This window comes from Bacillus sp. FSL R5-0576, from assembly GCF_038004765.1.
Lineage (GTDB): Bacteria > Bacillota > Bacilli > Bacillales > Bacillaceae > Bacillus > Bacillus subtilis.
Window position 1 is genome coordinate 2,908,201 of record NZ_JBBORU010000001.1, and the last position, 26,525, is coordinate 2,934,725.

The 26,525-nt window shown below is 43.2% G+C and carries 21 protein-coding genes, 1 tRNA gene and 1 riboswitch; of the genes, 6 read left to right on the top strand and 16 right to left on the bottom strand.

The genetic code is table 11. From position 1 onward, the window contains the following. Positions 1–3: 3 nt before the first annotated feature. Together gbsB and betB are read right to left on the bottom strand one after the other, a co-directional pair. Positions 4–1,212 (bottom strand): choline dehydrogenase, encoded by a 1,209-nt coding sequence (gene gbsB, locus NX903_RS15020; protein ID WP_003243227.1) that lies wholly within the window; start codon positions 1,210–1,212, stop codon positions 4–6. A 16-nt stretch (positions 1,213–1,228) separates the two neighbouring features. Next, positions 1,229–2,701 carry a betaine-aldehyde dehydrogenase gene (betB, locus tag NX903_RS15025; protein ID WP_024571874.1) on the bottom strand — a complete coding sequence of 491 codons (1,473 nt, stop codon included), beginning with the start codon at positions 2,699–2,701 and terminating at the stop codon, positions 1,229–1,231. Between the two features lie 198 nt (positions 2,702–2,899). Between betB and gbsR the strand changes: the two genes are divergently transcribed. The 4 genes from gbsR to ktrB all read left to right on the top strand — a co-directional run bounded on the left by gbsR (position 2,900) and on the right by ktrB (position 6,562). After that, positions 2,900–3,442 carry a transcriptional regulator GbsR gene (gene gbsR / locus NX903_RS15030; protein WP_086344242.1) on the top strand — a complete coding sequence of 181 codons (543 nt, stop codon included), beginning with the start codon at positions 2,900–2,902 and terminating at the stop codon, positions 3,440–3,442. Positions 3,443–3,638: 196 nt separating this feature from the next. Continuing rightward, positions 3,639–4,184 carry a biofilm surface layer hydrophobin BslA gene (gene bslA, locus NX903_RS15035; protein ID WP_003243556.1) on the top strand — a complete coding sequence of 182 codons (546 nt, stop codon included), beginning with the start codon at positions 3,639–3,641 and terminating at the stop codon, positions 4,182–4,184. Between the two features lie 144 nt (positions 4,185–4,328). After that, a riboswitch (cyclic di-AMP (ydaO/yuaA leader) is annotated at positions 4,329–4,477 on the top strand. A gap of 72 nt (positions 4,478–4,549) precedes the next feature. Beyond that, positions 4,550–5,218, top strand: a complete 669-nt coding sequence (gene ktrA, locus NX903_RS15040) for a potassium uptake protein KtrA (RefSeq protein WP_003228942.1) — start codon at positions 4,550–4,552, stop codon at positions 5,216–5,218. A 6-nt stretch (positions 5,219–5,224) separates the two neighbouring features. Further along, positions 5,225–6,562, top strand: coding sequence for a Ktr system potassium transporter KtrB (gene ktrB, locus NX903_RS15045; RefSeq protein WP_086344243.1), 1,338 nt, complete (start codon positions 5,225–5,227; stop codon positions 6,560–6,562). Between the two features lie 36 nt (positions 6,563–6,598). Here the strand turns inward: ktrB and NX903_RS15050 are convergent, their stop codons facing one another. The 3 genes from NX903_RS15050 to NX903_RS15060 form a co-directional block, all read right to left on the bottom strand. Beyond that, positions 6,599–6,862 carry a YiaA/YiaB family inner membrane protein gene (locus NX903_RS15050; RefSeq protein ID WP_003222348.1) on the bottom strand — a complete coding sequence of 88 codons (264 nt, stop codon included), beginning with the start codon at positions 6,860–6,862 and terminating at the stop codon, positions 6,599–6,601. Between the two features lie 108 nt (positions 6,863–6,970). Next, on the bottom strand, positions 6,971–7,819 hold the full coding sequence (gene lytG, locus NX903_RS15055; protein WP_031315317.1) for an exo-glucosaminidase LytG: 849 nt from the start codon (positions 7,817–7,819) through the stop codon (positions 6,971–6,973). A gap of 160 nt (positions 7,820–7,979) precedes the next feature. Next, positions 7,980–9,515, bottom strand: a complete 1,536-nt coding sequence (locus NX903_RS15060; RefSeq protein ID WP_061891028.1) for an MFS transporter — start codon at positions 9,513–9,515, stop codon at positions 7,980–7,982. Between the two features lie 518 nt (positions 9,516–10,033). Here NX903_RS15060 and cdoA point away from each other — a divergent pair. Further along, complete coding sequence (cdoA, locus tag NX903_RS15065; protein WP_024571879.1) at positions 10,034–10,519, top strand: cysteine dioxygenase; 486 nt, start codon at positions 10,034–10,036, stop codon at positions 10,517–10,519. A gap of 106 nt (positions 10,520–10,625) precedes the next feature. On the opposite strand, the gene NX903_RS15070 is transcribed toward cdoA, so the two are convergent. From NX903_RS15070 to NX903_RS15080, 3 genes are all read right to left on the bottom strand, one after another. Further along, positions 10,626–10,698 (bottom strand) — tRNA-Ala (locus tag NX903_RS15070). Positions 10,699–10,805: 107 nt separating this feature from the next. Beyond that, positions 10,806–11,636: an undecaprenyl-diphosphate phosphatase gene (locus NX903_RS15075; RefSeq protein WP_014477785.1), complete on the bottom strand. Its 831-nt coding sequence runs from the start codon at positions 11,634–11,636 to the stop codon at positions 10,806–10,808. Positions 11,637–11,728: 92 nt separating this feature from the next. Further along, positions 11,729–12,895: an AI-2E family transporter gene (locus NX903_RS15080; RefSeq protein WP_024571881.1), complete on the bottom strand. Its 1,167-nt coding sequence runs from the start codon at positions 12,893–12,895 to the stop codon at positions 11,729–11,731. 181 nt (positions 12,896–13,076) lie between these two features. On the opposite strand from NX903_RS15080, the gene iolU reads away from it, so the two are divergent. After that, positions 13,077–14,063: a scyllo-inositol 2-dehydrogenase gene (gene iolU, locus NX903_RS15085; RefSeq protein ID WP_086344244.1), complete on the top strand. Its 987-nt coding sequence runs from the start codon at positions 13,077–13,079 to the stop codon at positions 14,061–14,063. A gap of 40 nt (positions 14,064–14,103) precedes the next feature. On the opposite strand, the gene rhaA is transcribed toward iolU, so the two are convergent. The 8 genes from rhaA to tlpA form a co-directional block, all read right to left on the bottom strand. Beyond that, positions 14,104–15,378, bottom strand: a complete 1,275-nt coding sequence (rhaA, locus tag NX903_RS15090; protein ID WP_086344245.1) for an L-rhamnose isomerase — start codon at positions 15,376–15,378, stop codon at positions 14,104–14,106. Between the two features lie 25 nt (positions 15,379–15,403). After that, positions 15,404–15,718, bottom strand: a complete 315-nt coding sequence (gene rhaM / locus NX903_RS15095; protein WP_014480666.1) for an L-rhamnose mutarotase — start codon at positions 15,716–15,718, stop codon at positions 15,404–15,406. Positions 15,719–15,735: 17 nt separating this feature from the next. Beyond that, entirely contained in the window at positions 15,736–17,193 is a 1,458-nt protein-coding gene (gene rhaB, locus NX903_RS15100; RefSeq protein WP_086344246.1) for a rhamnulokinase, read from the bottom strand. A gap of 4 nt (positions 17,194–17,197) precedes the next feature. Then, on the bottom strand, positions 17,198–17,974 hold the full coding sequence (gene rhaR, locus NX903_RS15105; protein ID WP_009968057.1) for a rhamnose catabolism operon transcriptional regulator RhaR: 777 nt from the start codon (positions 17,972–17,974) through the stop codon (positions 17,198–17,200). A gap of 57 nt (positions 17,975–18,031) precedes the next feature. Next, positions 18,032–20,101, bottom strand: a complete 2,070-nt coding sequence (locus tag NX903_RS15110; protein WP_042974479.1) for a bifunctional rhamnulose-1-phosphate aldolase/short-chain dehydrogenase — start codon at positions 20,099–20,101, stop codon at positions 18,032–18,034. A 135-nt stretch (positions 20,102–20,236) separates the two neighbouring features. Next, entirely contained in the window at positions 20,237–22,225 is a 1,989-nt protein-coding gene (gene tlpB, locus NX903_RS15115; protein WP_015251357.1) for a methyl-accepting chemotaxis protein TlpB, read from the bottom strand. A 113-nt stretch (positions 22,226–22,338) separates the two neighbouring features. Further along, entirely contained in the window at positions 22,339–24,327 is a 1,989-nt protein-coding gene (mcpA, locus tag NX903_RS15120) for a methyl-accepting chemotaxis protein (protein WP_440582977.1), read from the bottom strand. A gap of 122 nt (positions 24,328–24,449) precedes the next feature. Beyond that, complete coding sequence (gene tlpA / locus NX903_RS15125) at positions 24,450–26,438, bottom strand: methyl-accepting chemotaxis protein TlpA (RefSeq protein WP_086344247.1); 1,989 nt, start codon at positions 26,436–26,438, stop codon at positions 24,450–24,452. Between the last annotated feature and the right edge of the window lie 87 nt (positions 26,439–26,525).

Consider the following 26,525-nt stretch of genomic DNA (forward strand, 5'->3'; position numbering starts at 1 on the left):
TGATTATACCGTTTTAGGCGTAAGGTTAAAGCAGCGCTTGTAGATCCAGTTGTATGCTTTTTCATTTAAATCTCTAGGGTTTCCGAAGGTTTGCGGATCTTTCATTGCTTCTTTAGACAAGCGTTCGATCATATCAGGTGATACTCCCTGCTCTTCTAAAGTCGGCACTTCTAAATCTTCGACCAGATCATACATCCAATTGACAGATGCTTTCGCAGCTTCTTCTGTTGTCATCTTGCTTGTATCAATACCGAACGCTTTCGCAATACGCGCAAACTTCTCAGGATAGCCCTTCCAGTTGTATTCCATTACAGGGCCCATCATCGCCGCTACACATTGGCCGTGAGCGACTGGGATAATACCGCCAAGCGTTTGGCTCATCGCATGAGCCGCGCCCGCTGATTCACTTCCGTAAGAAAGGCCGGCAAGCATCGCAGCCTGCGCCATTCCGTACCTTGCTTCCAGATCCTCTCCATCAGCAAATGCCCTCTTGATGTAATGAGCGGCATACTCAATCGCCATTAAGGCAACCGCATCCGTGATTGGCTGTGCAAATTTCATTGTATAGCATTCAATGGCATGGGCGAGCGCATCAATTCCCGTCATAGCTGTTACATGCGGAGGCATTGAAACATGAAGCTCAGGATCAATGATTGTCAAGTGCGCTGCAATCAGCGGACCGCCCGTGTTGAATTTGAATTCTCTTTCTTCATCTGTGATAACCGCCCATTGGGTTACTTCTGATCCTGTTCCAGCTGTAGTGGGAATTGTCGTCAGCGGAGGAATGCGGTTTTCCAGCGGTTTTTTCCCATCTGCCGCTTCATAATCAAGCACGCTTCCTTCGTGAGTCGCTTCTACTCCGATTGCTTTTGCCGTATCCATGGAGCTTCCGCCTCCGACTGCCACCAAACCATTACAGTTCTCTTTTTTGTAAAGCTCAGATCCTTCATTCACCAGACGGACAGGCGGGTTTGGCTCAACTTTATTAAAGAGCACCACTTCAATGCCTGCTTCTTTAAGTGATTCGATTACAGGATCAGCAACACCGGCTTTATAAATCCCTGGGTCTGTGACAAGGAGCGCTTTTGAAACGCCCAGTGCAGCTACTTCCTCACCCGTATGCTTGATGGCTCCGATTCCATGCTTAATCACAGTCGGAATTTCAAATGTGTGGAATTTCTGCATGCTTTCTACCTTCATATTTAATGTCATCATCAATCTCCCCCTCTTATGAATTGAACCAGTTAACCGCTGCCGGTTTTGTATTACGGTATACATGTTTGACTTCTGTGTATTCTTCAAGGCCTATTTTTCCAAGCTCGCGTCCGAACCCGGATTGCTTATATCCGCCCCATGGCGCTTGTGCAAAGTACGGATGAAAATCGTTGATCCAAACGGTTCCCATTCTCAAGCGGGCTGCTACCCGTTCGCACTTTTCAATATCTTTTGACCATACCGCTCCAGCCAAGCCATAGATGGTATCATTCGCAAGCTCGATTACCTCTTCTTCAGAGCTGAAGGTTTCGACTGTCAATACAGGACCGAAAACCTCTTCCTGAACGATTCTCATGTCAGAATTACAGTTTGAGAAAATAGTAGGTTCATAGAAAAAGCCGTTTTGAAGCGCAGGATCTTCCGGGCGTTTGCCTCCTGTCTCCAGCTTCGCGCCTTCCTCTATTCCGATCTCTACATATTTTTCTACCTTTGCCCTGTGCTCCGCCGAAATAAGCGGACCGCTTTCTGTCTCAGCATGAAAACCGTTTCCGAGTTTTATGCGTTTTGCCCGTTTGACCAGCTCCGCCAAAAATTGATCATGAATGGCGTCCTCAACAAGCAAGCGGGAACCTGCAGAGCATACTTGGCCGGCGTGGAAAAATACAGCGTTTAAGGCCTGATCAACCGCAACTTCTAAATCCGCGTCCTTGAAAACAATATTTGGGTTTTTCCCGCCAAGTTCAAGGGCGATTTTTTTGACGTTTCCGCTTGCCGCCCGCATGATTTTTTTGCCTGTTTCAATTCCGCCCGTAAATGAAATCAAATCGACGTCTCTGTTTACTGCAAGCTCGTCGCCCACTGTGGCTCCCGGTCCAAGAACAAGATTTGCGACACCTTTTGGAACACCGGCTTCTTCCATCAGCTTAAAGACTTTGATTGTCGTCAGCGGCGTAATCTCACTCGGCTTCATGACGATTGTGTTTCCTGCAGCCAGTGCAGGGGCGATTTTCCAGCTCGCTTGAAGGAGCGGATAATTCCATGGAGTGATCTGGCCGCAAACCCCGATTGGCTCTCTAATAATTTTGCTTTCTGAATCAGGAATCGGAGATGAAATGATCTCTCCGCCATCTTTGTCTGCCAAGCCGGCGTAATATTGAAAAACATTGGCGATATCGTCCATATCGGCCTTGCTTTCTTCGAGTGTTTTTCCTGTATCAAGAGATTCAAGCTCAGCCAGCTCCTCAAGATCGCGTCTGATTAATTCCGCAATTTTCAGAACAATTTTTCCGCGTTCAAGCCCGGATAGCGAAGACCATTCTCCTTTGTCAAATGCTCTGCGTGCGGCTGCGATTGCTTTGATGGCGTCCTCTCGCCCTCCCTCGCTTACAGTTGCAATTTCTTCTTGATTAAATGGGTTGATAATACTGCGGATCTGTTCTTTTTCGGCACTGATCCATTCTCCGTCAATGAATAATGTTTGACTCATATAAGCCTCCTTGACGTAAATAAAGTTTGTTAAATAAAAATTTAATGTTTTTAACAACCCTAATCTAACATATGGTTTTTAAACTGTCAAAGTCCCATTTCGATTTTTCTTTTTGACTTTTCCTCATGTTTCGTTAAGATAAAGAACATAAAGAAATAACTTAACGAATTTAATTTTCTAAAGGAAAAGAGGGTCAGTATGGATGAAAATCCAGAATTTACAGCTATAGAACAGGCTCGGGATCTTGTTATTGACTCCATTGCTGAAACGATGGATCTTTACGGAATTACCCGCAGTGTCGGGATTTTATATGGGACGATGTATATGAGGGATGAGATGACGCTTGACGAAATGCGTGAGGAGTTGCAAATGAGCAAACCAAGCATGAGCACAGGCGTCAAAAAGCTTCAAGACTTAAATGTAGTGAAAAAAACATTTCACCGGGGCATCCGTAAGCATACATTTGTGGCTGAGAAGGATTTCTTTAAATTTTTCACAAATTTCTTTCCACCTAAATGGGAGCGGGAGGTTCAAGTGAATGTAGCAGCGATCGAGGAAGCTCAAGCTGATTTACAAAAGGTTTTAAGCAAGGAAGATCTCAATGATGATATCAAAAATGAAGCACTGCAGTTATATGATCAGCTGGAAAGCTCTAAAGCTTACTATGACTGGCTGAAACGGCTTGCTGAATCGGTGCAGACCGGAGAAATTTTTAAATTTATACCGATTGAAACAAAGTAAAGCAGAAAACGCCTGGGAAACCAGGCGTTTTTTGATATAACTACTACAAATTTGAAAAATACGGGAAAAACACCCCATTTACTTCCAAAATATTTGATGGTAATTTTATGTAGGTAAAATTTGTATTTGGCCTTTCAGAGGAGGTGAAAAGCGGGCAGGCCTGTTTAATTTATCATTTTTTAGGGGGAATTTTGTTATGAAACGCAAATTATTATCTTCTTTGGCAATTAGTGCATTAAGTCTCGGGTTACTCGTTTCTGCACCTACAGCTTCTTTCGCGGCTGAATCTACATCAACTAAAGCTCATACTGAATCTACTATGAGAACACAGTCTACAGCTTCATTGTTCGCAACAATCACTGGCGCCAGCAAAACGGAATGGTCTTTCTCAGATATCGAATTGACTTACCGTCCAAACACGCTTCTCAGCCTTGGCGTTATGGAGTTTACATTGCCAAGCGGATTTACTGCAAACACGAAAGACACATTGAACGGAAATGCCTTGCGTACAACACAGATCCTCAATAACGGGAAAACAGTAAGAGTTCCTTTGGCACTTGATTTGTTAGGAGCTGGCGAATTCAAATTAAAACTGAATAACAAAACACTTCCTGCCGCTGGTACATATACTTTCCGTGCAGAGAATAAATCATTAAGCATCGGAAATAAATTTTACGCAGAAGCCAGCATTGACGTGGCTAAGCGCAGCACTCCTCCGACTCAGCCTTGCGGTTGCAACTAATGTAAAAGACCGGTTAACGCCGGTCTTTTTTGCGTTTTACCCTCCCCTTTTTCTCTAATCCCCGTTATCTTTTTTCTGGTTTAAAATTTAAATTGACAAACACTAGAAACAGGAGTAAATTCTTGAGTGTTCAATTTCATACAGTCTCTTTTACCGCTTAATCAAACACGAACGGGGGAACCAACGATTGGCTGTTTTATTAACAGCCTTGGGGTGAATCTTACTAAGTAAGAGGGGGTACTCTGAATCCCTAATCCGACAGCTAACCTCGTAGGCGTATACAGAGAGGAGGTCTATTATCGGCCATTCTTTGCAATGGTCTTTTTTGCTTCAAAAACGTTAATTCACTAAGGGAGATATGAACATTGGGAAGAATTAAAAATAAGCAATTTGCCGTGATCGGGCTGGGCCGGTTTGGCGGCAGCATTTGTAAAGAACTTCATAGAATGGGGCATGAGGTCCTTGCGGTTGATATCAACGAAGAAAAGGTCAATGCATATGCTTCTTACGCCACTCATGCGGTAATTGCCAACGCCACCGAAGAAAACGAATTGCTTTCATTAGGAATACGCAATTTTGAATATGTGATTGTTGCCATCGGAGCAAATATTCAAGCGAGTACGCTGACCACCCTATTATTAAAGGAGCTTGATATTCCAAATATTTGGGTGAAGGCTCAAAACTATTATCATCACAAGGTGCTTGAAAAAATCGGCGCTGACCGCATTATTCATCCTGAAAAAGATATGGGGGTTAAAATCGCACAAAGCCTTTCAGACGAAAATGTTTTAAATTACATTGATCTATCTGATGAATACAGTATTGTCGAGCTGCTGGCTACGCGCAAGCTTGATTCAAAATCGATTATTGACCTGAATGTAAGAGCAAAGTACGGCTGCACGATCCTGGCCATTAAACATCATGGAGATATCTGTCTTTCCCCCGCGCCTGAAGACATCATTCACGAGCAAGATTGCCTGGTGATCATGGGCCACAAAAAGGATATTAAACGTTTTGAAAACGAAGGGATGTAGACAAAAGTGACACTTCAAAAGGATAAAGTGATCAAATGGGTTCGGTTTACACCGCCTCAAGTGCTTGCCATTGGTTTTTTCCTTACCATTATCCTCGGGGCTGTCCTATTAATGCTTCCGATTTCCACTACGAAGCCATTGTCATGGATAGATGCCCTTTTTACTGCGGCTTCCGCTACAACTGTTACAGGGCTTGCTGTTGTCGATACCGGTACTCAATTTACGGTATTCGGGCAAACAGTTATTATGGGGCTGATTCAGATTGGCGGGCTTGGATTTATGACATTTGCGGTCTTGATCGTCATGATATTAGGAAAAAAAATCGGCTTAAAAGAACGAATGCTCGTCCAGGAAGCCTTAAACCAGCCGACAATCGGCGGTGTCATTGGCCTTGTCAAAGTCCTGTTTCTGTTTTCAATCAGTATTGAATTGATAGCAGCACTCATTTTATCCATCCGGCTTGTACCTCAGTACGGCTGGTCATCCGGCTTGTTTGCAAGTTTGTTTCACGCAATATCTGCTTTTAACAATGCCGGGTTTTCGTTGTGGCCTGATAATTTGATGAGCTACGTTGGCGATCCTACAGTAAACCTCGTGATTACTTTCTTATTTATTACAGGAGGGATCGGATTTACGGTTCTGTTTGATGTGATGAAAAATCGGCGTTTTAAAGCTTTTTCTTTACATACAAAGCTCATGCTTACAGGAACGCTGATGTTGAATGCGATTGCTATGCTTGCGATCTTTATTTTAGAATACAGCAACCCTGGCACGCTCGGCCACCTGCATATAGTGGATAAACTGTGGGCGTCCTATTTTCAGGCAGTGACGCCGAGAACCGCAGGCTTCAATTCTCTAGATTTTGGAAGCATGAGAGAAGGAACAATTGTATTTACTTTATTATTGATGTTTATCGGAGCAGGAAGCGCATCAACGGCGAGCGGCATTAAGCTGACTACGTTCATCGTGATTTTAACATCTGTTATTGCTTACTTGAGAGGTAAAAAAGAAACGGTTATTTTCCGCCGTTCCATCAAATATCCGATTATCATTAAAGCTTTAGCTGTGAGCGTCACCAGTTTGTTCATCGTGTTTTTAGGGATTTTTGCCCTGACGATCACAGAACAAGCGCCATTTCTTCAAATTGTGTTTGAAACCTTTTCCGCATTCGGAACTGTCGGCCTTACGATGGGGCTTACTCCTGAACTGACAACAGCTGGCAAGTGTATCATTATTGTCATCATGTTTATCGGAAGAATTGGTCCTTTAACGTTCGTGTTTTCATTCGCAAAAACAGAGCAATCAAATATCCGTTATCCTGATGGCGAAGTGTTTACAGGGTGATATCAAAAAAATCCGGCGTGCAGTCGCCGGATTTTTTTATGATTCGATATGAGATTGATTTTGTCTTTTTTCCTGTTCCGCGATGATTTCATTATCCTCCGCGTTATCACGGGTTACTTTTTGTGTAAGAATCGCACCAACTGCTACAAGTATCATAACAGCGATGTAATAACCTTTTTCATTGAGTTCCAGGTTATCAGCATTATAGAGTCCGATACTAAACAAAAATACTCCCGCAAAAAAAGTAAAATAAGCTAATACTGTAAAGGCAACCGTGTTTCTGCGTCTATATTTCTGCACCTTTGTTCCCTCCCGAAAGCATAGTTAAAAAGTGATAACTTCCGTGGAATATTATACCTCAAATTCCCCGTAATGGAACAGAGAATTAAAAATACCAGTAAAAAGGGCTTAGGTTGCCTCCTTTATTTCAACAGCTGAATCATCAATCCAGCCGATAAGTTTATCATTGATTTGGAATTGGTACCATACAGACTGGCCTTTCTGTTTTCTAGACACAACCTTTATGTCTTTGCCGACGTAAGATTGGGCAGAGGTAAGCCTTATGGACCGATCATCAGTAGAGGGCTTGGACCATACGTCTTGAACGGCACTGTCTTTAATAGAGGCGTTTAAATCCACAGATTTGAGGGATGGATTTACCTCATCGTACTCATCTAAATCGTATTTTTCCACAATAGCGCTGATTTTGTCAGCATAGTCAGGATCTGTAGCATATCCTGATGTTTGCAGGGCGGTTGCCGCTTCCTTATAATTCCCTGCCTCAAGCACCGGTTTATACTTCTTTTTATTCCACGATGTGCCACGGACGAACAATTGGGCGTGATCATCCATAGATTCAAAAAACGTGCTGTATTTTCGAAACTTCGCGCGAATGGTTTTTCTTTTCCCTTTTTCAACTTCGTCCGTTTCCATCGTGACATGATGGCCTTTATAATTCCCTTTTACGCCAAAAAGGTTGTTGGCCTTAGCAGCCAGTTCACTGTTCCCCCAGTCCGATTCGAGAATGGCCTGAGCAATTGTGATGCTGGGGAGAACATGGTATTTTTCATACAAAATTTGGGCATGTCCGGACAGACTGTCTATAAATACTTGCTGTTCATCGATTTCTTCAGTTTCTTTGGATGTTTCAATCGGTTTTGATAAAGTTGTCGCTAAAACAAACAGAGCTAGCGGAATCGATACAATGAAAAATAGTGAAATCAAGAGTTTACGTTTTTTAAGTTTTTTACGGGCCATGAAAACCTTCCTTCGAATTAAAAGATTACGAATGTAAAAGAATCTACCTTTTAGAATTTTACTTGCACTTCTAATATTTTTCAATTCTTTAGGGATAAAGTTGGGAAAAGATTGCAAAATAAAAACCTTTTCGCTCAATGAAAAGGTTTTTACCATGTTTCTATTTTTGTAAATTTCTGAGTGCATTACGATATTCCGTATCATTTATTACTTTATATGATTTGACAGTTGCCTTCGACAAACCTTCTGCTGAAACGGCCGGTTTTTCCGGAGCTGTTTTCGCTTTATCATGTGGTTTATGTGCCAGCTTGTGCCCCATTCCAGTGGCATTCATACAAAATGACAGGCAGACGAGCAGCACGCTAAGGATAAAAGAAATGAAGAAGAGATCATGATAAGCAGTCATCATAGAATCCTGTACCGAACCGCTTTGTCTGGCAGCATCTTTTTTCGTGAAAAAGCCGATGAGAATAGGAACTCCCATATAGACAAACAATCTTAAAAACTGAACAGCTGTCATTCTCTTGACCAAATCAGGCAGCGGGCCTCCCATGGCAGCTCCCATCAGCCCTGCGGCGACTGTCAGGCCTGTTCCCGCTGCAAGCATGATAAACAGTGCCGCGAACATATAAAGAGATGATCGATCCTGCATATGCAGCCATTGAAAATTCACAAAGACGAGAATGAGTCCGCCGATAATACCGAGCATCCCTGGTCCGACTTTATCATAAAACAGAGCGCTCAAAATGGCCGCGATCGCCACTCCGATTAAAAGAGTCAAGTTTAAAAGAATGAGATGCTCCTGAGAAATATCATACATTTGACGGAGCAAGCCTTGAAAAGCAGACAGGCTGACAGCTACCGTTATCGTCCCTGCAGCTATGATCAATAAGCCAAGCACCGGTTTTGGCAGCAGCATCAGTTTAATAGATATGAATGGGTTTTTCACTTTATATTCCACAATCAATAGACCAATGAGCAAACATAACGTCACCCCGAAACCAATCCATACATAACCCGATGACAGCCCCCATTTTTGCAGAAAAATGAATGAAACCGCTGAGGCTGCGGCAAGGAAAACAGATAAAAGAATTCCCGCACGATCAAGCGGCTGTTCTTGATCCGCCGCTCCGTGATGCTCGTCATGGAGAAAGAAATAGCTCACCGCGACACCGATCAGGGACAAGGTGCCAAAGATGAAAAACAGCCATCTCCAATGCCCGCAGCTTGTTGCAATGGTTCCGAGGATTGTGCCGATGATAACAGAACCATAGAATCCCCCGATCAGCACAAGCAGTGCATAGTTCCTGCGTTCAATCGGGAATGACAGTACAAGCATTGGAATCATAATCATCAGCATGACGCCTGTTGCCGCCCCCTGTAAAAAGCGCCCTGCCGCCATCCATGCAATATCGCCTGAACATGCGATGAGCAGTGAGCCTAGTATAAAGACAGGTAATGAAGCCAGATAGACGGGACGAGCACCGAATTTTTTCCTCAGCAGCGGTCCTGCCGGAACTAACAAGGCAAAGGCCATATTGCCGATCAATATCGGATTTACTGATGTGAAGACACTTGTTCCAACCGCTTTCTGAACAAGGCCTTGAACTGACGACAATGCCGTGTTAGACATCAATCCCGGCCCGACCGCTAAGACGGCGAGCAAAGAAATCACCCAATAGTGTTTTGTCTTCATGTTGTCATTCCTTCCTATATGAATACATGCGAAACACATCATTTTTTGAAAACAAAAGAAGCTAATAGATTTTGCATACCATTAGCTTTCATTCTAATATTATCCCTTTCAGGGGAAATGATATTATTTTATTATAATTATGTGAATGAATGAGCATATACTCAAATATTATTTCAAATCGATTGTGTTTTGTCAATGGAGTAAATTTCAAGCACAACATAGAAAGCTTGAAAGCTTTTCCCCGATATTGTGTTTTGGAGCCAAGGGGCCTAGAACTGCACTTATGGAGCCCTGCTCGTTCCCTCAAGCGAATTAAATCAGGCCGTTTTAATCCTTTCAATCCACTATTCCAACTAATAAACTCGAATAAGTTGGTGATAAGACAACATTTTGGCCGCACATTTTTTTGTGTTCACTGGGCGTTTGCCGCCTCTAAATTGTATATGGGTAAATACCATGAATTAACCTATGAAATACCAATGTAAGGAAATTCTAAATATTCCGGGAGGCAAAAACGAATGGAACTGTATGAGTGTATCCAAGACATTTTTAGCGGCTTGAAAAATCCATCGGTTAAAGATTTAGCAACGTCTTTAAAACAAATTCCAAACGCAGCAAAATTGAGTCAACCGTATATTAAGGAACCAGACCAGTACGCTTACGGCCGAAATGCCATCTATCGAAATAATGAATTAGAAATTATCGTGATTAACATTCCGCCAAACAAGGAGACAACAGTACACGATCATGGTCAATCCATTGGTTGTGCAATGGTGTTAGAAGGAAAGCTTCTTAATTCTATTTATCGTTCAACCGGCGAACACGCAGAACTCTCCAATTCATACTTTGTCCACGAAGGAGAATGCCTTATTTCAACCAAAGGTTTAATTCACAAAATGTCCAATCCAACATCCGAACGAATGGTGTCTCTTCATGTCTACTCCCCTCCTTTGGAAGACATGACGGTCTTTGAGGAACAAAAGGAGGTATTGGAAAATTCATGATTGACAGATAAACTGCTCACTTTGACTTCGCTCAACTGGAGGATTCAGAGAATGAAACCTTTTCCTCAAAACAAAAAAACCCTTATAGAATAAGGGTTTAAAGGTATGGAGCCAAGGGGGCTCGAACCCCTGACCTCTACGCTGCCAGCGTAGCGCTCTCCCAGCTGAGCTATGGCCCCGTATGTAACGTCATGTTTATTATAGATGATTTTTTTTTGAAAAACAAGCTGTTTCCTCTTGAATTGACAGAAAAAATAAGGCTCGGAAAAGAGCCTTATTTTTCGACTTACATCATGATCAAAAGTAAAATCACACCGAGAATAATTCGATAGATTGCAAATGGGACAAGTTTGATTTTGTTAATCAGCCTTAAGAAGAAACGGACGACAAACAGTGCGACCACAAAGGCACAGATAAAGCCGACGATGAAAAATGGCATCAGATCCGAGCTTAAGCTGTCCCAATGCTTCACGAGGCTTAGAAAGCTGGCTCCCATCATGATCGGCATCGCCATAATAAACGTAAAGTCGGCTGCAGCTCGGTGGTTTAATCCGAGAATAACACCGCCGGAAATGGTTGAACCAGAACGTGAGAAACCCGGCCAAAGGGCAAGACATTGGAATAAGCCGACTGCTATCGCCTGTTTATAGGAAATGCGGTCGAGTGTGTCTGTCGCTGTTTTCCGCTTATTGACCCAGTCAGCAAAAAGCATCAGGATTGCCCCGGCAATTAAACCGATGGCCACAGTTTTAACGGAAAATAAATATTCATCAATGTAATCTTCAAACAAAAAGCCGAGAACAGCTGCAGGCACGAGTCCGACGGCGATTTGGGCAATGCTTAATTTATGTCCCTGCTCCTGGTCGCTTGTAATATTTTTTTTCAAACCGAGTAAATTTAAAATTCGGTCTTTAAACACGATAGCTACTGCTAAAATGGAGCCTAGCTGAATAACCACCTTGAATGAGTTAGCAGCTTCTTCTGACATCAGATTACTTGATTTAAGCCAGATGTCGTCTACTATGATCATATGTCCTGTCGAAGAAACCGGCGCGTACTCTGTTAATCCTTCTACGATTCCTAAAATGGCGGCTACAAACAATTCCCATAGAGTCATGATTTTGATTCTCCCCATTAGACATTTATTTTTTTACATAACGGGAGCTTTCCATAAATGGAAAGCCCGTCTTATATAACTATAAACGAAAATCACACTTTATGACCCGGCGTATTTTCATTTTTTTCTTCGTCGTATAAATGTGACCGCATTTTAAACCAGTCAAATAAATGTGTCGTAATGACTTTAGCAACTGCATAGCCCGGAATGGCAAGAATGATTCCAACAACGCCAAACAGTTTGCCAGCTGTTAACAGCAGAAAAATAATTGTGATAGGGTGGATGTGAAGGTTTTTTCCCATAATTTGCGGAGAGATCAGCTTCCCTTCAATCAGCTGAACAATGGTCCAAACGATCACCAATTTAAGCAGCATAAGCGGCGATGTCACTATGGCAATGATAATCGCAGGCGTAATGGCAATCGTTGGCCCTAAATATGGAACGATGCTAGTACAAGCCGCAATGACGGCTAGCAATGAAGCATAATCCAGCCCGATAATCAAATAACCGATAAACAGCAAAAACCCGATACAGAAGCTGACAATGATCTGGCCTCTGATATAAGAGCTTAACCGATGATTCATTTCGCTTAAGACTGTGTATGTCTGTTCTTTCAATTGCGTCGGAACAAACTTCAGTATGTAGACCGGCAATTTTTTTCCGTCCTTTAACAAATAGAAAAGGATAAACGGAACCGTAACGATTGAAATGATAATCTCAGTCAGGGCGCCGATAAAATTCCCAACGCCGGTAAAGGTACTGTTCACAATTGTCGCTGCCTGATCTGAAACCTTTGTTGCGAGATCAGATATATTGATGTTCGTCGTTTGCTGGGCCTGATTGACGAAGTTGCTGCCGATCAGCTGTTTCGTCTGATTTTCAACGATATCCACATATCTTGGGATGTTGTCGATTAAACTCATAATTTGTTCTTTTAAGAAGGGAATGATCGACACGATTGTGATCGTGATCAGCCCGATAATCAATAGATACAACAGTAAAATAGAATAGATTCTTCTTATTCTTCTTCTCTCAAGGAAATCGACGACCGGGTTTAACAGATAAAAAACAATGCCTGTCAAAATAATCGGAAGTGATATCGTTTTGAGCAAAACAATAATCGGGGTGAAAATAAATGATGTTTTTGTAAATACTAGAATATTTAAACCAATCAGCAGCAGCACAAGCAAAAATAAAACAAACTTATTGTCCAAGAAGAATCGCTTGAATCTGCCGCTCCATGTTTGCAACGTCTCCACTATCGTTCCTCCGTCATACATAGTTTAATTAAATTGTACACTATCGTCCCTATAATGAAAAATAAAAACCGTTAATTGCTGGAAAAGCTTTCACGGTTTTAACATTCTATTTATATCTATCATGTGATTTTGTTCTTTTTAAGCTATAATTTAGCTATATCATACAAAAGGAGCGATACGAGTGATACGTTTTGCAATAATAGGAACCAACTGGATTACAGACCGCTTTCTTGAGTCAGCAGCGGATATCGAAGATTTTCAGCTGACTGCTGTTTATTCAAGATCGGCTGAACGCGCTGGCGAGTTTGCTGCTAAACACAACGCTGCGCATGCCTTCTCAGACCTTCAGGAAATGGCGGCGAGCAATTGCTTTGATGCCGTATACATAGCCAGCCCGAACGCTCTTCACAAGGAACAAGCCGTTCTCTTTATGAACCATGGCAAGCATGTCCTTTGTGAGAAACCGTTTGCTTCGAATACAAAAGAAACAGAAGAGATGATCTCAGCGGCTAAGGCAAACGGCGTTGTTCTCATGGAAGCAATGAAGACCACTTTCCTGCCGAATTTCAAAGAGCTGAAAAAACACCTGCATAAAATTGGCACTGTCCGCAGATTTACCGCAAGCTACTGCCAGTATTCCTCACGGTATGACGCGTTCAGAAGCGGAACTGTTTTGAATGCGTTTCAGCCTGAGCTTTCCAATGGGTCATTAATGGATATTGGCGTCTATTGTATTTATCCGGCTGTTGTGTTGTTTGGCGCGCCGAAGGATGTAAAAGCAAACGGATATGTTTTATCTTCCGGAGTGGATGGAGAGGGAACTGTCATTCTGTCTTACGACGGGTTCGAAGCTGTTCTGATGCATTCCAAAATCTCTACTTCCTATGCCCCGGCGGAAATCCAGGGTGAAGACGGGACGATTGTAATCGATACGATTCACCGGCCTGAACGTGTTGAAATCCGCTACCGGGACGGCCGCCTTGAAAACATTGCGATTCCTGATCCTAAACCGGCGATGTTCTATGAAGCAGAAGAATTTGTCACGCTCATAAAAGAGAATAAGCTGGAATCTGAAGAAAATACATTTGAACGGTCTTTGACCACTGCAAAAATTATGGAGGAAGCAAGAAAGCAAATGGGAATTATATACCCTGCTGATCAAGCTTAAAAAAATCCGCACGCGTGCAAATGCCGCGGCGGATTTTTTATTAGACAATCGGAGAAGATGCCTTCCTTTTTAAAAGCACCTGTTGCTCATATTCTTTGATGTCATGAAGCCATGCCTCTTTTACCGGAACGCCCATTTGCTCACAGTAGGAATCCCAGATGGCTCCGAAAGGATATGTTTTGAATTCCTCCATCAGGGCCAGCCTTTCTGTATAGCGGCCCTCTTCCTGCAATTGTTTTAAATAGCCGTTCGGGAGAAGCAAGGCATACAATAAAGCTTTGATCATATTTCTCGTTCCGATGGTCCAGGCGGCTACACGGTTAATGCTGGCATCGAAAAAATCCAGACCGATGGCGACCTTCTCAAGAGCCTGATTTCGTACAATTTCAAGAGCGATTTCTCTCAATTCATCATCCAAAACCACTACATGGTCGCTATCCCAACGAACAGGCCGAGATACGTGCAAGGCAAGCTTGTCTGTGTAAAGCAGCATGGACGAGATCTTGTTTGATACCGTCTCAGTCGGATGGAAATGGCCTGTATCAAGTAAACAAAGCTTATGATTCGTCAAAGCATAAGCTAAATAAAATTCATGAGATCCGACAACATATGATTCGGAGCCAAGCCCGAACAGCTTGCTCTCGATTGAATCAAGATTGTGTTGTTCACTGATCTCCTCTGCGAAGATCCGATCCAGTGATTCTTTTAGTCTTTTACGCGGTGTCAGCCTATCACTCGGGATATCCTTATAGCCGTCGGGAATCCAAATATTCGTCAAGCAAGGTGTTCCTAATTCTTTCCCGAAGTATTCCCCGATACGGCGGCAAGCGATGCAATGCCTGATCCAAAATTCTCTGATGTCCGGATCAGGGTGTGAAAGGGTGAGTCCGTCAGCCGCTTTCTCATGCGAAAACAAGGTCGGATTAAAATCTAAACCGAGACCAAGGTTTTTTGCCCATTTCACCCAGTTTTCAAAATGCTGCGGCTTCAATTCGTCACGTTCTACCGCTTCCCTGTTTGTTTCTGCGTATATCGCATGCAGGTTTACGCGGTGCTTTCCAGGAATGAGAGAAAGAGCCTTCTCCAAATCTTTTCTTAATTCTTCAGGAGTTTGCGCTTTTCCGGGATAATTGCCGGTCACGTCAATTCCGCCTGAAAGCTCGCCCTTATTTACTTCAAAGCCTCCAATGTCGTCACCCTGCCAGCAGTGGATCGAAATGGGCACTTGCTCTAATTGCCGAAGCGCCTCTTCAACATCAATTCCCCATTTTTCATATGCCTGTTTTGCACTGTCATAATTGGCTTTTATGGTCATACGGCTCTCTCCCTTTATCAGTTTTTTAATCCAAATAAAAAACTTCCTTTAGATCTATCGAAACAGGACTGAAATCCGAATTTGTTTTCATTAATGGCGCCATCGATTTCCACCATCTTCGGCAAACTTCCGTGTCCGCCATCTTTCTCCATTTCTCTTCATCCTCTATTTCTAAATATGCAAAAAGCCTGCCTGTTTCCTCGTCTAGAAAAATGGAATAATGGTGTGCTCCATGAGCTTTGAGTGCTTCTGCCATCTCAGGCCAAATGTCATCATGCCGCTGTTTGTATTCTTCATACTTGTCTTGATGGACAAACATGATACTGGCTTTTCTTTTCAAACTTTTTCACCTCTTCATCATTTAGATAGCGCTTTCAAAACAGTTTGCTGAAATGACTGAATGATCGTGCTTCTGTCAATGTCTTTAGGTGTAAACACTTTGATCGGAAAGGAATTTCTGACGACTTGCCGGGCTTCTTTTATGTCTTTGACTTCTTTGGCAGCAATCATTTGCATCAAAAGATTTCCGGTGGCAGTTGCCTCTATCGGCCCTGCATATACCGCTTTTCCACTCATGTCTGCCGTTAATTGATTTAAGAAATCATTCCGGGCTCCGCCGCCGATGATATGAAATTGCTCGATCGGTTTTTCTGTGATTGTTTCGAGCTCTTTGATGGCTATCGCATAGATGATGGCTAAATTGCTGTAGATGCAGCAGGCAAGTTCGCCTGCAGTACGGGGAATCTTTTGGCGGGTTTGTCTGCAATAATGTTGTATTTCCTTTATCATGTTTTCTGGATTCAGGAATCGTTTATCATTTAAGTTTATAAATTGCTGGAATGGTTCTGTTTTTTCGGCTTCTTCTGCAAGCTGCTGGAAAGAGTAATCTGCTTGTAACTGCTGTCTGACTTCTTGTATCACCCACATGCCGATAATGTTTTTGAGAAAGCGAATGGTGTTGTTTGCGCCGCGTTCATTTGTATAGTTGTTTTCTAAAGCAAGATCAGTTATTATCGGTGTTTTGTTTTCAATCCCGATTAACGACCATGTTCCGCTGCTGATATACGCCCAGCCATCATTTACGCCTGGCGCCGCAATGACGGCCGAGGCCGTATCATGTGTTGCGACTGTCATCACCTTGCACGCCGGGAGATCATAATCCGGGAACCACTCATTTCTTAGCTTCCCGAGCTCACACCCCGGTTCAGTCAGCGGCGCAAATTGCTGTTCCTGAACGGACACGGCTTCAAGCAATTCAGGATCAAGATTTCCCGTTGAGGCGTTTAAAAGCTGTGTTGTGGACGCGTTTGTGATTTCCGTTACTGCTTTTCCGGTTAAACAATAGCCTAAATAATCAGGAACCATCATAATTTTGTCTGTCTTTTTCAGCAGCTCACGGTCTTCTTCATACAATTGATAGATCGTGTTGAAAGGCTGAAATTGTATTCCTGTTTTTTGATAAATTGCGGCTTTTGAGAGGGTATGTTCCAGTTTGTCTATTGTGTGATCTGTTCTTCTATCACGGTAGGAGATTGCTTCCCGCAACCGATCGCCTTTTTCGTCCAGTAAGACATAATCAACTGCCCATGTATCAATGCCTACGGTGCAGTGTTCATACCCAAGCGTCTTTACTTTTTGCAGTCCTTGCAGGATTTGTTTTAGCAAATGATCAATATCCCAAAAGCAATGCCCGTCTCTTTGACTGAAACCGTTAGCGAACCTGTGAATCTCTTGTATGTCAAGCTTCCCTTCATTCAGTTCACCTACCATGATTCTCCCGCTTGATGCGCCTATATCAATGGCAGTATAAATCATCCTTTCACCCTCTCTTCGAAAGAGGAACAGCTGTCACCTTCACCTTTTTGTCCTCAAGAGCTTTTACCGATGCCGGATCAAGTCCAGAATCCGTAATTAGGCGGCTGACATCTTGCAGCGAGGCTATATGTGAAAACTCGCGGTTCCCCCATTTGCTTGAATCGGCCATCAAAATGGTCTGGTCCGATCTTTCAATCATCCGTTTTTTGAGCAGCGCCTGCCACTCATTTGAATCACTCATCCCGTTGTGTACGTCAAATCCCTTACATGACAGAAAGGTTTTATTGACATGATAGGTCTCAAGTGAACGCTCTGCTAACGGGCCGGCAAACGATAATGATTTTTCCAGCAAAATGCCGCCTGTTGAAATGACTGATATGTTTTCTTTATTGCTGAGTTCAATAGCTGCTTTCATTGAGTTTGTAATCACGGTGAGCTCAATGTCAGGGAGTATTTTCGCCATGTACCAGGCAGTTGTGCTTGCATCGAGAATAATTCGGTCTCCGCTTTTTACATATTTGGCCGCTTCGTGAGCGATGGCTTTTTTTTCGATGACATTCGTGATTTCCCGTTCAGAAAAATGAATTTCTGATTCCTTCTGCTGAATACTGACCGCTCCTCCGTGGCTCCGGCTCAGTTTATGTTCTTTTTCAAGCTTTTCAAGATCACGTCGAATGGTTTCCTCTGTGACTGAAAATATGTCACTTAATTCGGAAACGCGGATGCTTGAACGCATATTTACTATTTCCACTATTTTTTGCTGCCGTTCTGCTACTAGCATCGGTAACGCCCTTCCTCATATCGTAGTCCGTCTTATATTTTTTATCATAGCATATTTCTAACGCGTAAAAGCAGCAGGGACGCCTCCGTCTACCGTGATCATGCAGCCCGTTGTTTTTTCGGCTTTGGAAGAAGCGAAGAATGCAATGGCTTCGGCAATATCCTCCGGGTAAATATTGACGAGCAATGCTGTCCGTTTCCGGTAATGTTCCTCCAGCTGATCGGGTTCAATCCCGTACGCCGCGGCTCGTTCCTCCCGCCAGCTTGAACCCCAGATTGCCGATCCTTGAAGAACCGCATCAGGCAAAACGGAGTTGACCCTAATGCCGAATTCTCCGCCTTCTGCAGCAATGCATCTTGCTAAATGGGTTTCAAGCGCCTTAACCGAGCTGTAGGCAGAGGCGTTTTTGCCCGCATAAACCGAATTTTTCGATCCGACAAATACCATGCTTCCGCCTCTATTTTGGTGTTTCATCTGTTTAAACGCTTCACGGGCTACAAGGAAATAGCCTGTTCCTAAAACATTCATATTAAGATTCCATTCTTTTAGACTTGTTTCGTCAAATGGGCTTGATGTGGCCAGCCCGGCATTATTGACGACGATATCAATGCCGCCATAAGCAAGCGCCGCTCGTTCAAAAGCTGATTGTACGTCTTCCTCCTTTGTCACATCCATTTTGACAGCCATTGCCCGTCCTTCTCCGTATGCATCGTTTATTTCCCCGGCAATTTTCTGTGCACCTTCTATATTCAGATCAGCTACGATCACGTGCCCTCCCTCAGCTGCAAATCGGCGGCATGCTGCACTGCCGATTCCGCCGGCTCCCCCAGTTATCAACGCTACTTTTCGGGAAAATTCTGCTTCCGGCGGGGCCAGCGTGAGTTTATATAGTTCGAGCGGCCAATATTCGACATGGTAGGATTCATTTTCATGTAAAGAAACAAATTGCCCCAGAGCGGTTGCTCCTTTCATCACGGCGATGGCCCTCCGATATAAAGCCCCGCTTACTTTAGACATGGCATAACTTTTTCCTGTATTCACCATTCCGATTCCAGGAATCAATATCACCCGCGGGGCGGATTCAAAGATTTGATCCCCATCCTGCTGATTGCGTGTAAAGTATGCCTGATACTCTGATGTAAAGGTCTCGACTCCTGACTTGATCAGATCTGCAAGCTTGTGCACATCTTGAGTTTCCGGATTCCAATCAATGTACAGCGGAACCCGTTTTGTGTGAACAAGGTGATCCGGGCATGCCGCACCGATTTGCGAAAGTGCTGGCGCTTGGACACTGTTTACAAATTCCAAGACATCGTCATGATCATCATAGGAAAGGATCATTTTCTTTTCTTCACTTACTGCTCCTCTGATCACAGGCATGATGCCTGCCAAGATTTGTTTTCTTTTATCCTCCGGTAGCGGCTGATACCTTTTGCCTCCGAATACCTCATGCTGATTGATACGATCGTTAACATACTGCTCGGCTTCTTGAATGATGGATATCGTTTTTTGATAACATGTTTCAGACGTCTCTCCCCAAGTGACTAAGCCGTGTTTCTCCATTAATACAAGCTCGGCGTGGGGATTGTTTGCTACGCCTTCAGCGATCATTTTAGACAAAGTAAATCCAGGACGGACGTATGGCACCCATACAAACCGATTTCCGTAAATGTCTTCAGCGATTTGTTTTCCATTATCTGCACAGCATATGCTGATAATCGCATCTGGATGGGTATGGTCAACATGTTTGTATGGCAGAAAAGCGTGTAATAGCGTTTCAATTGAAGGGCGGGGATGTTTGCTGTCTATCATACAATGAGACAGGTAGTCTACCATTTCTTCATCTGGCATTTGGTCCCTTTTAATCAGCGGGCGGATATCATCTAATTTCAAACCGGTAAAGTTATGCGTTTTCATTGTTGCCAAATCCGAACCGCTTCCTTTTACCCACATGACTTCTATTTCACGGCCTCTAAAATCCTTTTCCGTTGTTTTCATAGATGTATTCCCCCCGCCCCAGTTGCAGACAGTGCGGTCTGACCCGATCAGATTGGACCTGTACACCAATTCCTCTACACCTTTAGGCAGCTGTGCAGCTCGCTCTGAATCCCATATATGTTTCACCATATTTGATATTCCTCCATCCCCTTTTATTTGTATCCGTTTTCATTATATATGATTTCCGTTTGTTTTTGAATTGTTTTTGTTTATTTTTGTTTTTAATAAAAAAGAAAGCAGCAGATATGCCGCTTTCTCGTTTCATTATGATTCAATTTTAAATTTCTTCGTAATGTCCTGAAGTTCTTCCGCCATGTTTGCCAACGTTTCCGCTGAAGAGCTGATTTCTTCCATAGACGCAAGCTGTTCTTCCGCCGAAGCTGCGATATCCTGAATGCCTGCTGAGCTTTCTTTCGCCACTGCAGAAATATCTTCAACAGCACTTGACACTTCCTGTGAGCCGGCTGACAGTTGTTCAACCGTCGCGTTCAAGTTTTGCAATTCGCCGGAAATTTGGGTTGTCATCTCATAGATTTGTTTAAAGCTTTCCGCTGTTTGATCCGTAATCTGCAAGCCTTCTTTCACTTCATGATTCACGGATTGGAACATTGAAAGTGAGGTGCTGATTTCCCTGACAATCTCTTGAATTAATCCTTCAATTTCCTTGGCGGAGTCTGCTGATTGTACAGCAAGTTTTCTAACCTCTTCCGCAACTACTGAGAAACCTCTTCCGTATTCTCCCGCTCTTGCCGCCTCAATCGCAGCATTTAATGCAAGCAGGTTGGTTTGATCAGCAATGCCATTAATCACATTCAAGATGCTTGTGATGTCTTGCGATTTTGTTTCAAGGCCCTTCACAACCGCTTCCGCTTTTTGAACGGATTGGTCAATTGTTTTCATCTGGCCGACTGTATGCTCCACCAGCTTTTCTCCGCTGCCCGCTGCCTCAGAGGACTGAATCGATGATTTCGTAATGGTTGAAGAGGCCTGAGCCACTTTTGAAATCCCCTCGTTCATTTGAGAAAGATGATTTGAGCTTGTTTCCAGTTTCTCGCTTTGTGCCTCGTTGCCATCTGAGAACTGTTCGATGGCAAGTGTAATATGCTCAGTTGCCTTGCTCGTTTGGGCTGCGCTTGCCGTCAGCTCCTCAGAAGATGAAGCAACGTTTTCTACAGACGTTTGAATAACGCCGATTACAGAACGCAATGATGCAGACATTTCATTAAAGCTTTCGCCAAGCTGGCCAAACTCGTTTTTCGAGTGAATGTCAATGACTTCTGTGAGATCTCCGCTGCTGATTTTTGCAGACGTTGAGACAAGTTTTCTTAACGGCTTGGTGATGGCACGGATAATATAGAGAATGAGTATGCCGCCGATTACAATTGACACGCATAGAATGATAACCGCAGTGTTCAGCACCGGGCTTGAAGCATCTTGCAATTCACTGACAAAATATGTGCCTGCGATTTTCCAGCCAGTCAATTTATTTGTCGTAAAGGCCATTTTCTTTTCTTTGCCTTCGAATGTATATTCAAATGAGCCTTCTTTTTTGGAATATACTTGGTTTGTCCAATCGCCGGAACCGGTTGTCCCCGGCTTAATGGTCGGATGGGCGATATATTTTTTGTTGCCTGTCGTAATAAATGCAAAGCCTTCTTTACCGATTTTGATTCTCTGTGATGCAGTAAGCACTTCATCCAAGTTTAAATCAAGCGCTATAACCCCTGAACCGTCTTTTAATTGTTTTGAAATTGTGACAACGATATCTCCTGTTGCTTCATCAGTATACGGTTCTGAGAAAACAGCTTGTCCTTTTTCCGCAACCGCCTGTTTGTACCAGTCACGTCCTGTCGGATCGAAACCTTTCGGAACACCGCTATCCGGATATTTATAAAGCTTCTTATCTTCTGAAGCAGCATAGATTGCGCCTACATCGTCGTTAAGTGTCGTGTACTGCTTAAATTTCTCTTTCAGTAATGTTTTGTTTTTGCCTAGCAATATGTCTTTATCGACTGTCTCACTATAATAATCTATTGCTTTTACTTTATCTTCTAATTTATTTTGCAGCGTACTGTTTAGTTCTTCAACATTTCCCTTCGCACTGTTTATGAGCTCTCTGTCTAACGCGTTCCAAGCTGATTGATAACTGAAATATGCTAAAACCCCAACCGGCAAAATAAGCACTGCCAGAAACGCAGCGATTAGCGGTTTGCTGATCGATGGCTGTTTGATCCAATGTATGAATTTTCCCATTCTTGTTGACTCCTCCTTTAAGATAAATCTAATATCGTCAAACTAGGATAAAAGGTTTAATAAAAAAACTAAAAAAAACACCCAAGCGCAACAAGCTTGGGTGTTAAGGCTTATTATTCGATTTTGAATCGTTTGGTCATATCGCGAAGCTCTTCCGCCATAGACGAAAGGGTCTCTGCAGACGAGCTGATTTCTTCCATGGAAGCAAGCTGCTCTTCGGCTGACGCCGCGATATCTTGTATATGCGCTGAGCTTTCTTTTGAAATCGATGCAATGTGCTCAGACGCTCCCGAAACTTCTTCGGAGCTGGCAGAAAGCTGCTGAACCGTCGCACTCATATTTTGCAGTTCGCCGGCGATTTGGTTTGTCATTTCAGAAATGCGTTTGAAGCTCATTTCTGTTTTATCTGTGATGTCAAGGCCTGTCTGCACCTCTTGATTGACAGATTGGAACATGCCGAGAGATGTATTGATTTCCTTCACAATTTCGATGATTAATCCTTCAATCTCTTTTGCTGAATCTGCTGACTGTACTGCCAGTTTTCTTACTTCTTCCGCTACAACGGAGAAGCCGCGGCCGTACTCGCCTGCGCGCGCTGCTTCAATTGCTGCGTTTAAGGCAAGCAGGTTCGTCTGGTCTGCGATGCCGTTGATCACACGCAAAATGTTTGTAATATCTTTCGATTTCGTTTCCAATCCGCGTACGACTTGCTCCGCTTCTTTAACGGACTTGTCAATGACATTCATTTGGCCGACGGTTTGATGAACAAGCTTGCCGCCTTCACTTGCAATTTCTGTCGATTGAACAGATGAATCAGTGATCACTTCAGAAGCTTGAGCCATATTCGTCAACCCGTCATTCATTTGATAAATGTGCTCTGCTGCCGTTTCAATGTTTTCGTTTTGTTTTTCATTGCCGTTAGAAAATTGTTCAATCGCCAGTGTAATGTGCTCTGTTGCCTTGCTCGTTTGCGCAGCTGATGCAGTGAGCTCCTCAGAGGAAGCGGCAACATTATCTACCGAATCCTGGATGGCGTGTATGAGAGAACGAAGTGACGACGCCATATTGTTAAAGCTTTTGCCGAGCTCGCCCAATTCATCTTTTGAACGGATATCAATGGTTTCCGTCAAATCTCCCTCGCTGATCCGCTTAGAGGAACCGACAAGCTGTTTCAGCGGTGTTGTAATCGACCGAATGATCAAAGTCATGACGATAATCCCTATGATAATAGCTGCGGCCAAGACAATTAAAGCAAGGTGAAGGACAGGCTGGGCTGCCTCATGGATTTCATCCAAATACATAGTGCCGCCGATCTTCCATCCCGTCAACTTGTTTGTGTCAAAGGCCATTTTTTTCTTATCGCCGTCCATGGTGTATTGAAAATCGCCTTTATCAGCGTTCAGCATCTTATCGAGCCAGTCGCCTTTTAATTCAGTTCCTGATTTTTCATTAGGATGAGCGACAACTTTTTTGTCCTTCGTCATGATAAATGCGTAGCCTTGTGTGCCGATGTTGACTTTTTTGGTTGTTTTCAACAGATTTTCAATCGTCATGTTGATTGCGATAACGCCTGAACCATCTTTTGTCTGCTGGGCGATTGTCACAACCATCGTATTTGTCGACGCGGTTTTATAAGGATCTGTCACAACGACTTTTCCTTTATTCGCAACCGCTTTTTTGTACCAGTCGCGTTCAACCGGATTATAGCCGCTTGGCATCGGAAGATCCGGATAGCGGGTAAAGTGTCCTTTTGTGTCGCTTGTATAAATGGATTCTACATCCTTGTTAATGCTGATATATTGTGAGAATTTCTCTGCAATGCTTGCATTGCTTTTTGCATTGTATTTCTCTTTTGTCAGCCATTCGCTGAAATAATCAGCACTGTTTTCTTTTTCGCCGATGCTGGTGTTAATGATTTCGTTTAATTGCTGTACATTTTCCAATGCGCTCCCCATCATCTGTCTGTCGAGTGAGCTGCTAGCCGATTGATACGCAAAGATCGCCAATATGACAACCGGTATGATGAGGATCGACAGAAAGGAAACGAGAAGCTTCCGTGTAATTGATCTTTGTTTTATGAGTTGGAGTATTTTTTTCATCATTCATTTCTCCTTTTTTATGCTACCCTTCATATCGGCTGGAAATGGGTAAATATATACAGCAAAAAAGAAGAAATTTAACAAAAGTAACTAATTTCCCATAAATAAATAGTATTTTAGACCTATTATTTATCTACTTTAAATTGTTTTGTCAGATCACGGAGTTCTTCAGACATTCTTTCAAGCGTCAGTGCAGATGAACTAATCTCCTCCATGGATGCCAGCTGTTCCTCAGCTGAAGCGGCGATATCTTGGATGCCATCCGAGCTTTCCTTAGAAATGGCTGTGATATCATTTGAAGCTGCGGAAATTTCTTGAGCTCCCGCTGACAGCTCCTCAACCGTCGCATTCATGTTTTGCAGCTCGGAAGCAATTTGATTGGTCATTTGAGATATATGTTTGAAGCTCTGTTTAGTTTCATCCGTCATGACAAGCCCTGTTTCAACTTCTTTGTTTACGGACTGAAGCACGTTCAGTGATGTGTGAATTTCCTTTACGATTTCACTGATCAGCGATTCAATTTCTTTTGCCGAGTCAGCCGACTGTACCGCGAGCTTTCTCACTTCCTCAGCGACGACTGAAAAGCCCCGGCCGTATTCACCCGCTCTGGCCGCTTCAATGGCGGCATTTAAAGCCAAAAGATTGGTTTGATCCGCAATACCGTTGATGACACGCAAAATATTTGTGATATCCTTTGATTTGATCTCCAGCCCTTTCACCACTTGTTCCGCTGCTTTTACGGAATGGTCAATTGTGTTCATTTGGCCGGCTGTTTTCTGGACGAGTGTCTCCCCTTTACTTGACACTTCTGTTGAATCTGCGGATGTTTCTGTAATCACTGCTGCTGCCCGCGCCAGCTCTGCCAATCCGTCATTCATTTCATTAATTTGTTCGGTTGTCGTTTCTATTTTCTCGCTTTGGCTTTCACTGCCGTTTGAAAATTGCTCGATAGCCATCGTAATGTGCTCAGTGGCTCTGCTTGTCTGGTCTGCCGATGCAGTCAGCTCTTCAGACGATGAGGCAACGTGTTCTACTGAGTCTTTGATCCCGTGAATGAGCGAGCGAAGCGAGTGTGCCATATGATTGAAGCTCTCGCTCAGAACGCCGAGTTCATCTTTTGAATTGATTTCAATCGTTTCTGTTAGATCGCCTTCACTAATTTTTTCAGCTGATGCGACAATGCGTCTCAATGGCTTTGTGATGGATCGAATCACAAAATAAATCGCCGTCATTCCAGCTGCGATGGCAATCGCCAGAACGATTGAAGCCATGATCAGAACCCTGCTTGCAGCATCGTGAATCTCGTTTGCATACATCGTGCCGCTAATTTTCCAGCCTGTTGTTTCGCTTGTTGCAAATGCCATTTTTTTCTTTTTGCCTTTGTACGTATATTCAAAGTCCCCGCTTTTATCCTTGTAGAGCTTATCAACCCAGTCCCCTTTTAGCTCTGTTCCCGCTTTTTCTCCGGAGTAGGCGATGACTTTCTTGTTTTGGCTCAAGATAAAAGCATAGCCTTCTTTTCCGATATTGATTCCTTTCGCGGTAGTGACTAAGTCATCAATTTTCATATCAATGGCGACAACGCCTGATCCATCCACCGTTTGACGGGCGATGGTGACGACCATTTTTCCTGATGAAATCGATTCATAAGGCTCAGTGACAATTGTTTTGCCTTTATTGGCCATTGCTTCTTTGTACCAATCTCGTTCCAAAGCATTAAAGTCACTTGGCATGTCAGCGTACGGATAACGTGTGAATTCCCCGTCTTTGCCGCTTGAAAATACCGCAGCGACATTATCATTCATTTGGATAAATTGTTTAAATTCCTGTTTCAGCTCTGTTTTCTTTTTATCCTGAAATTTTTCTGCTGTAGCCCAATCGCTGAAATACGCGAGGCTTTTTTCAGTCGTACTGATTTTATCATCAATGATGTGATCTAATATCTGAACATTTTCCTTTGCGCTTTGCGTCATCTGTACATCAAGTGAGGCAACTGCTGATTGATAAGCGCTAACCGAAAGGGCGGTTATCGGAACAATTAAGATCAGCAGGAAAGAAATAATAAGTCTCCTTGCAATTGATGATCTGCGAATAGTGGTGAGTGTTTTTTTCATTTCCTTTTGAACCTTCTTTCAATAATTTACAAATTATATCGGCGGATCTTCCTTTAAATTACATTGAAAATGAAGGTAAAAATAAAA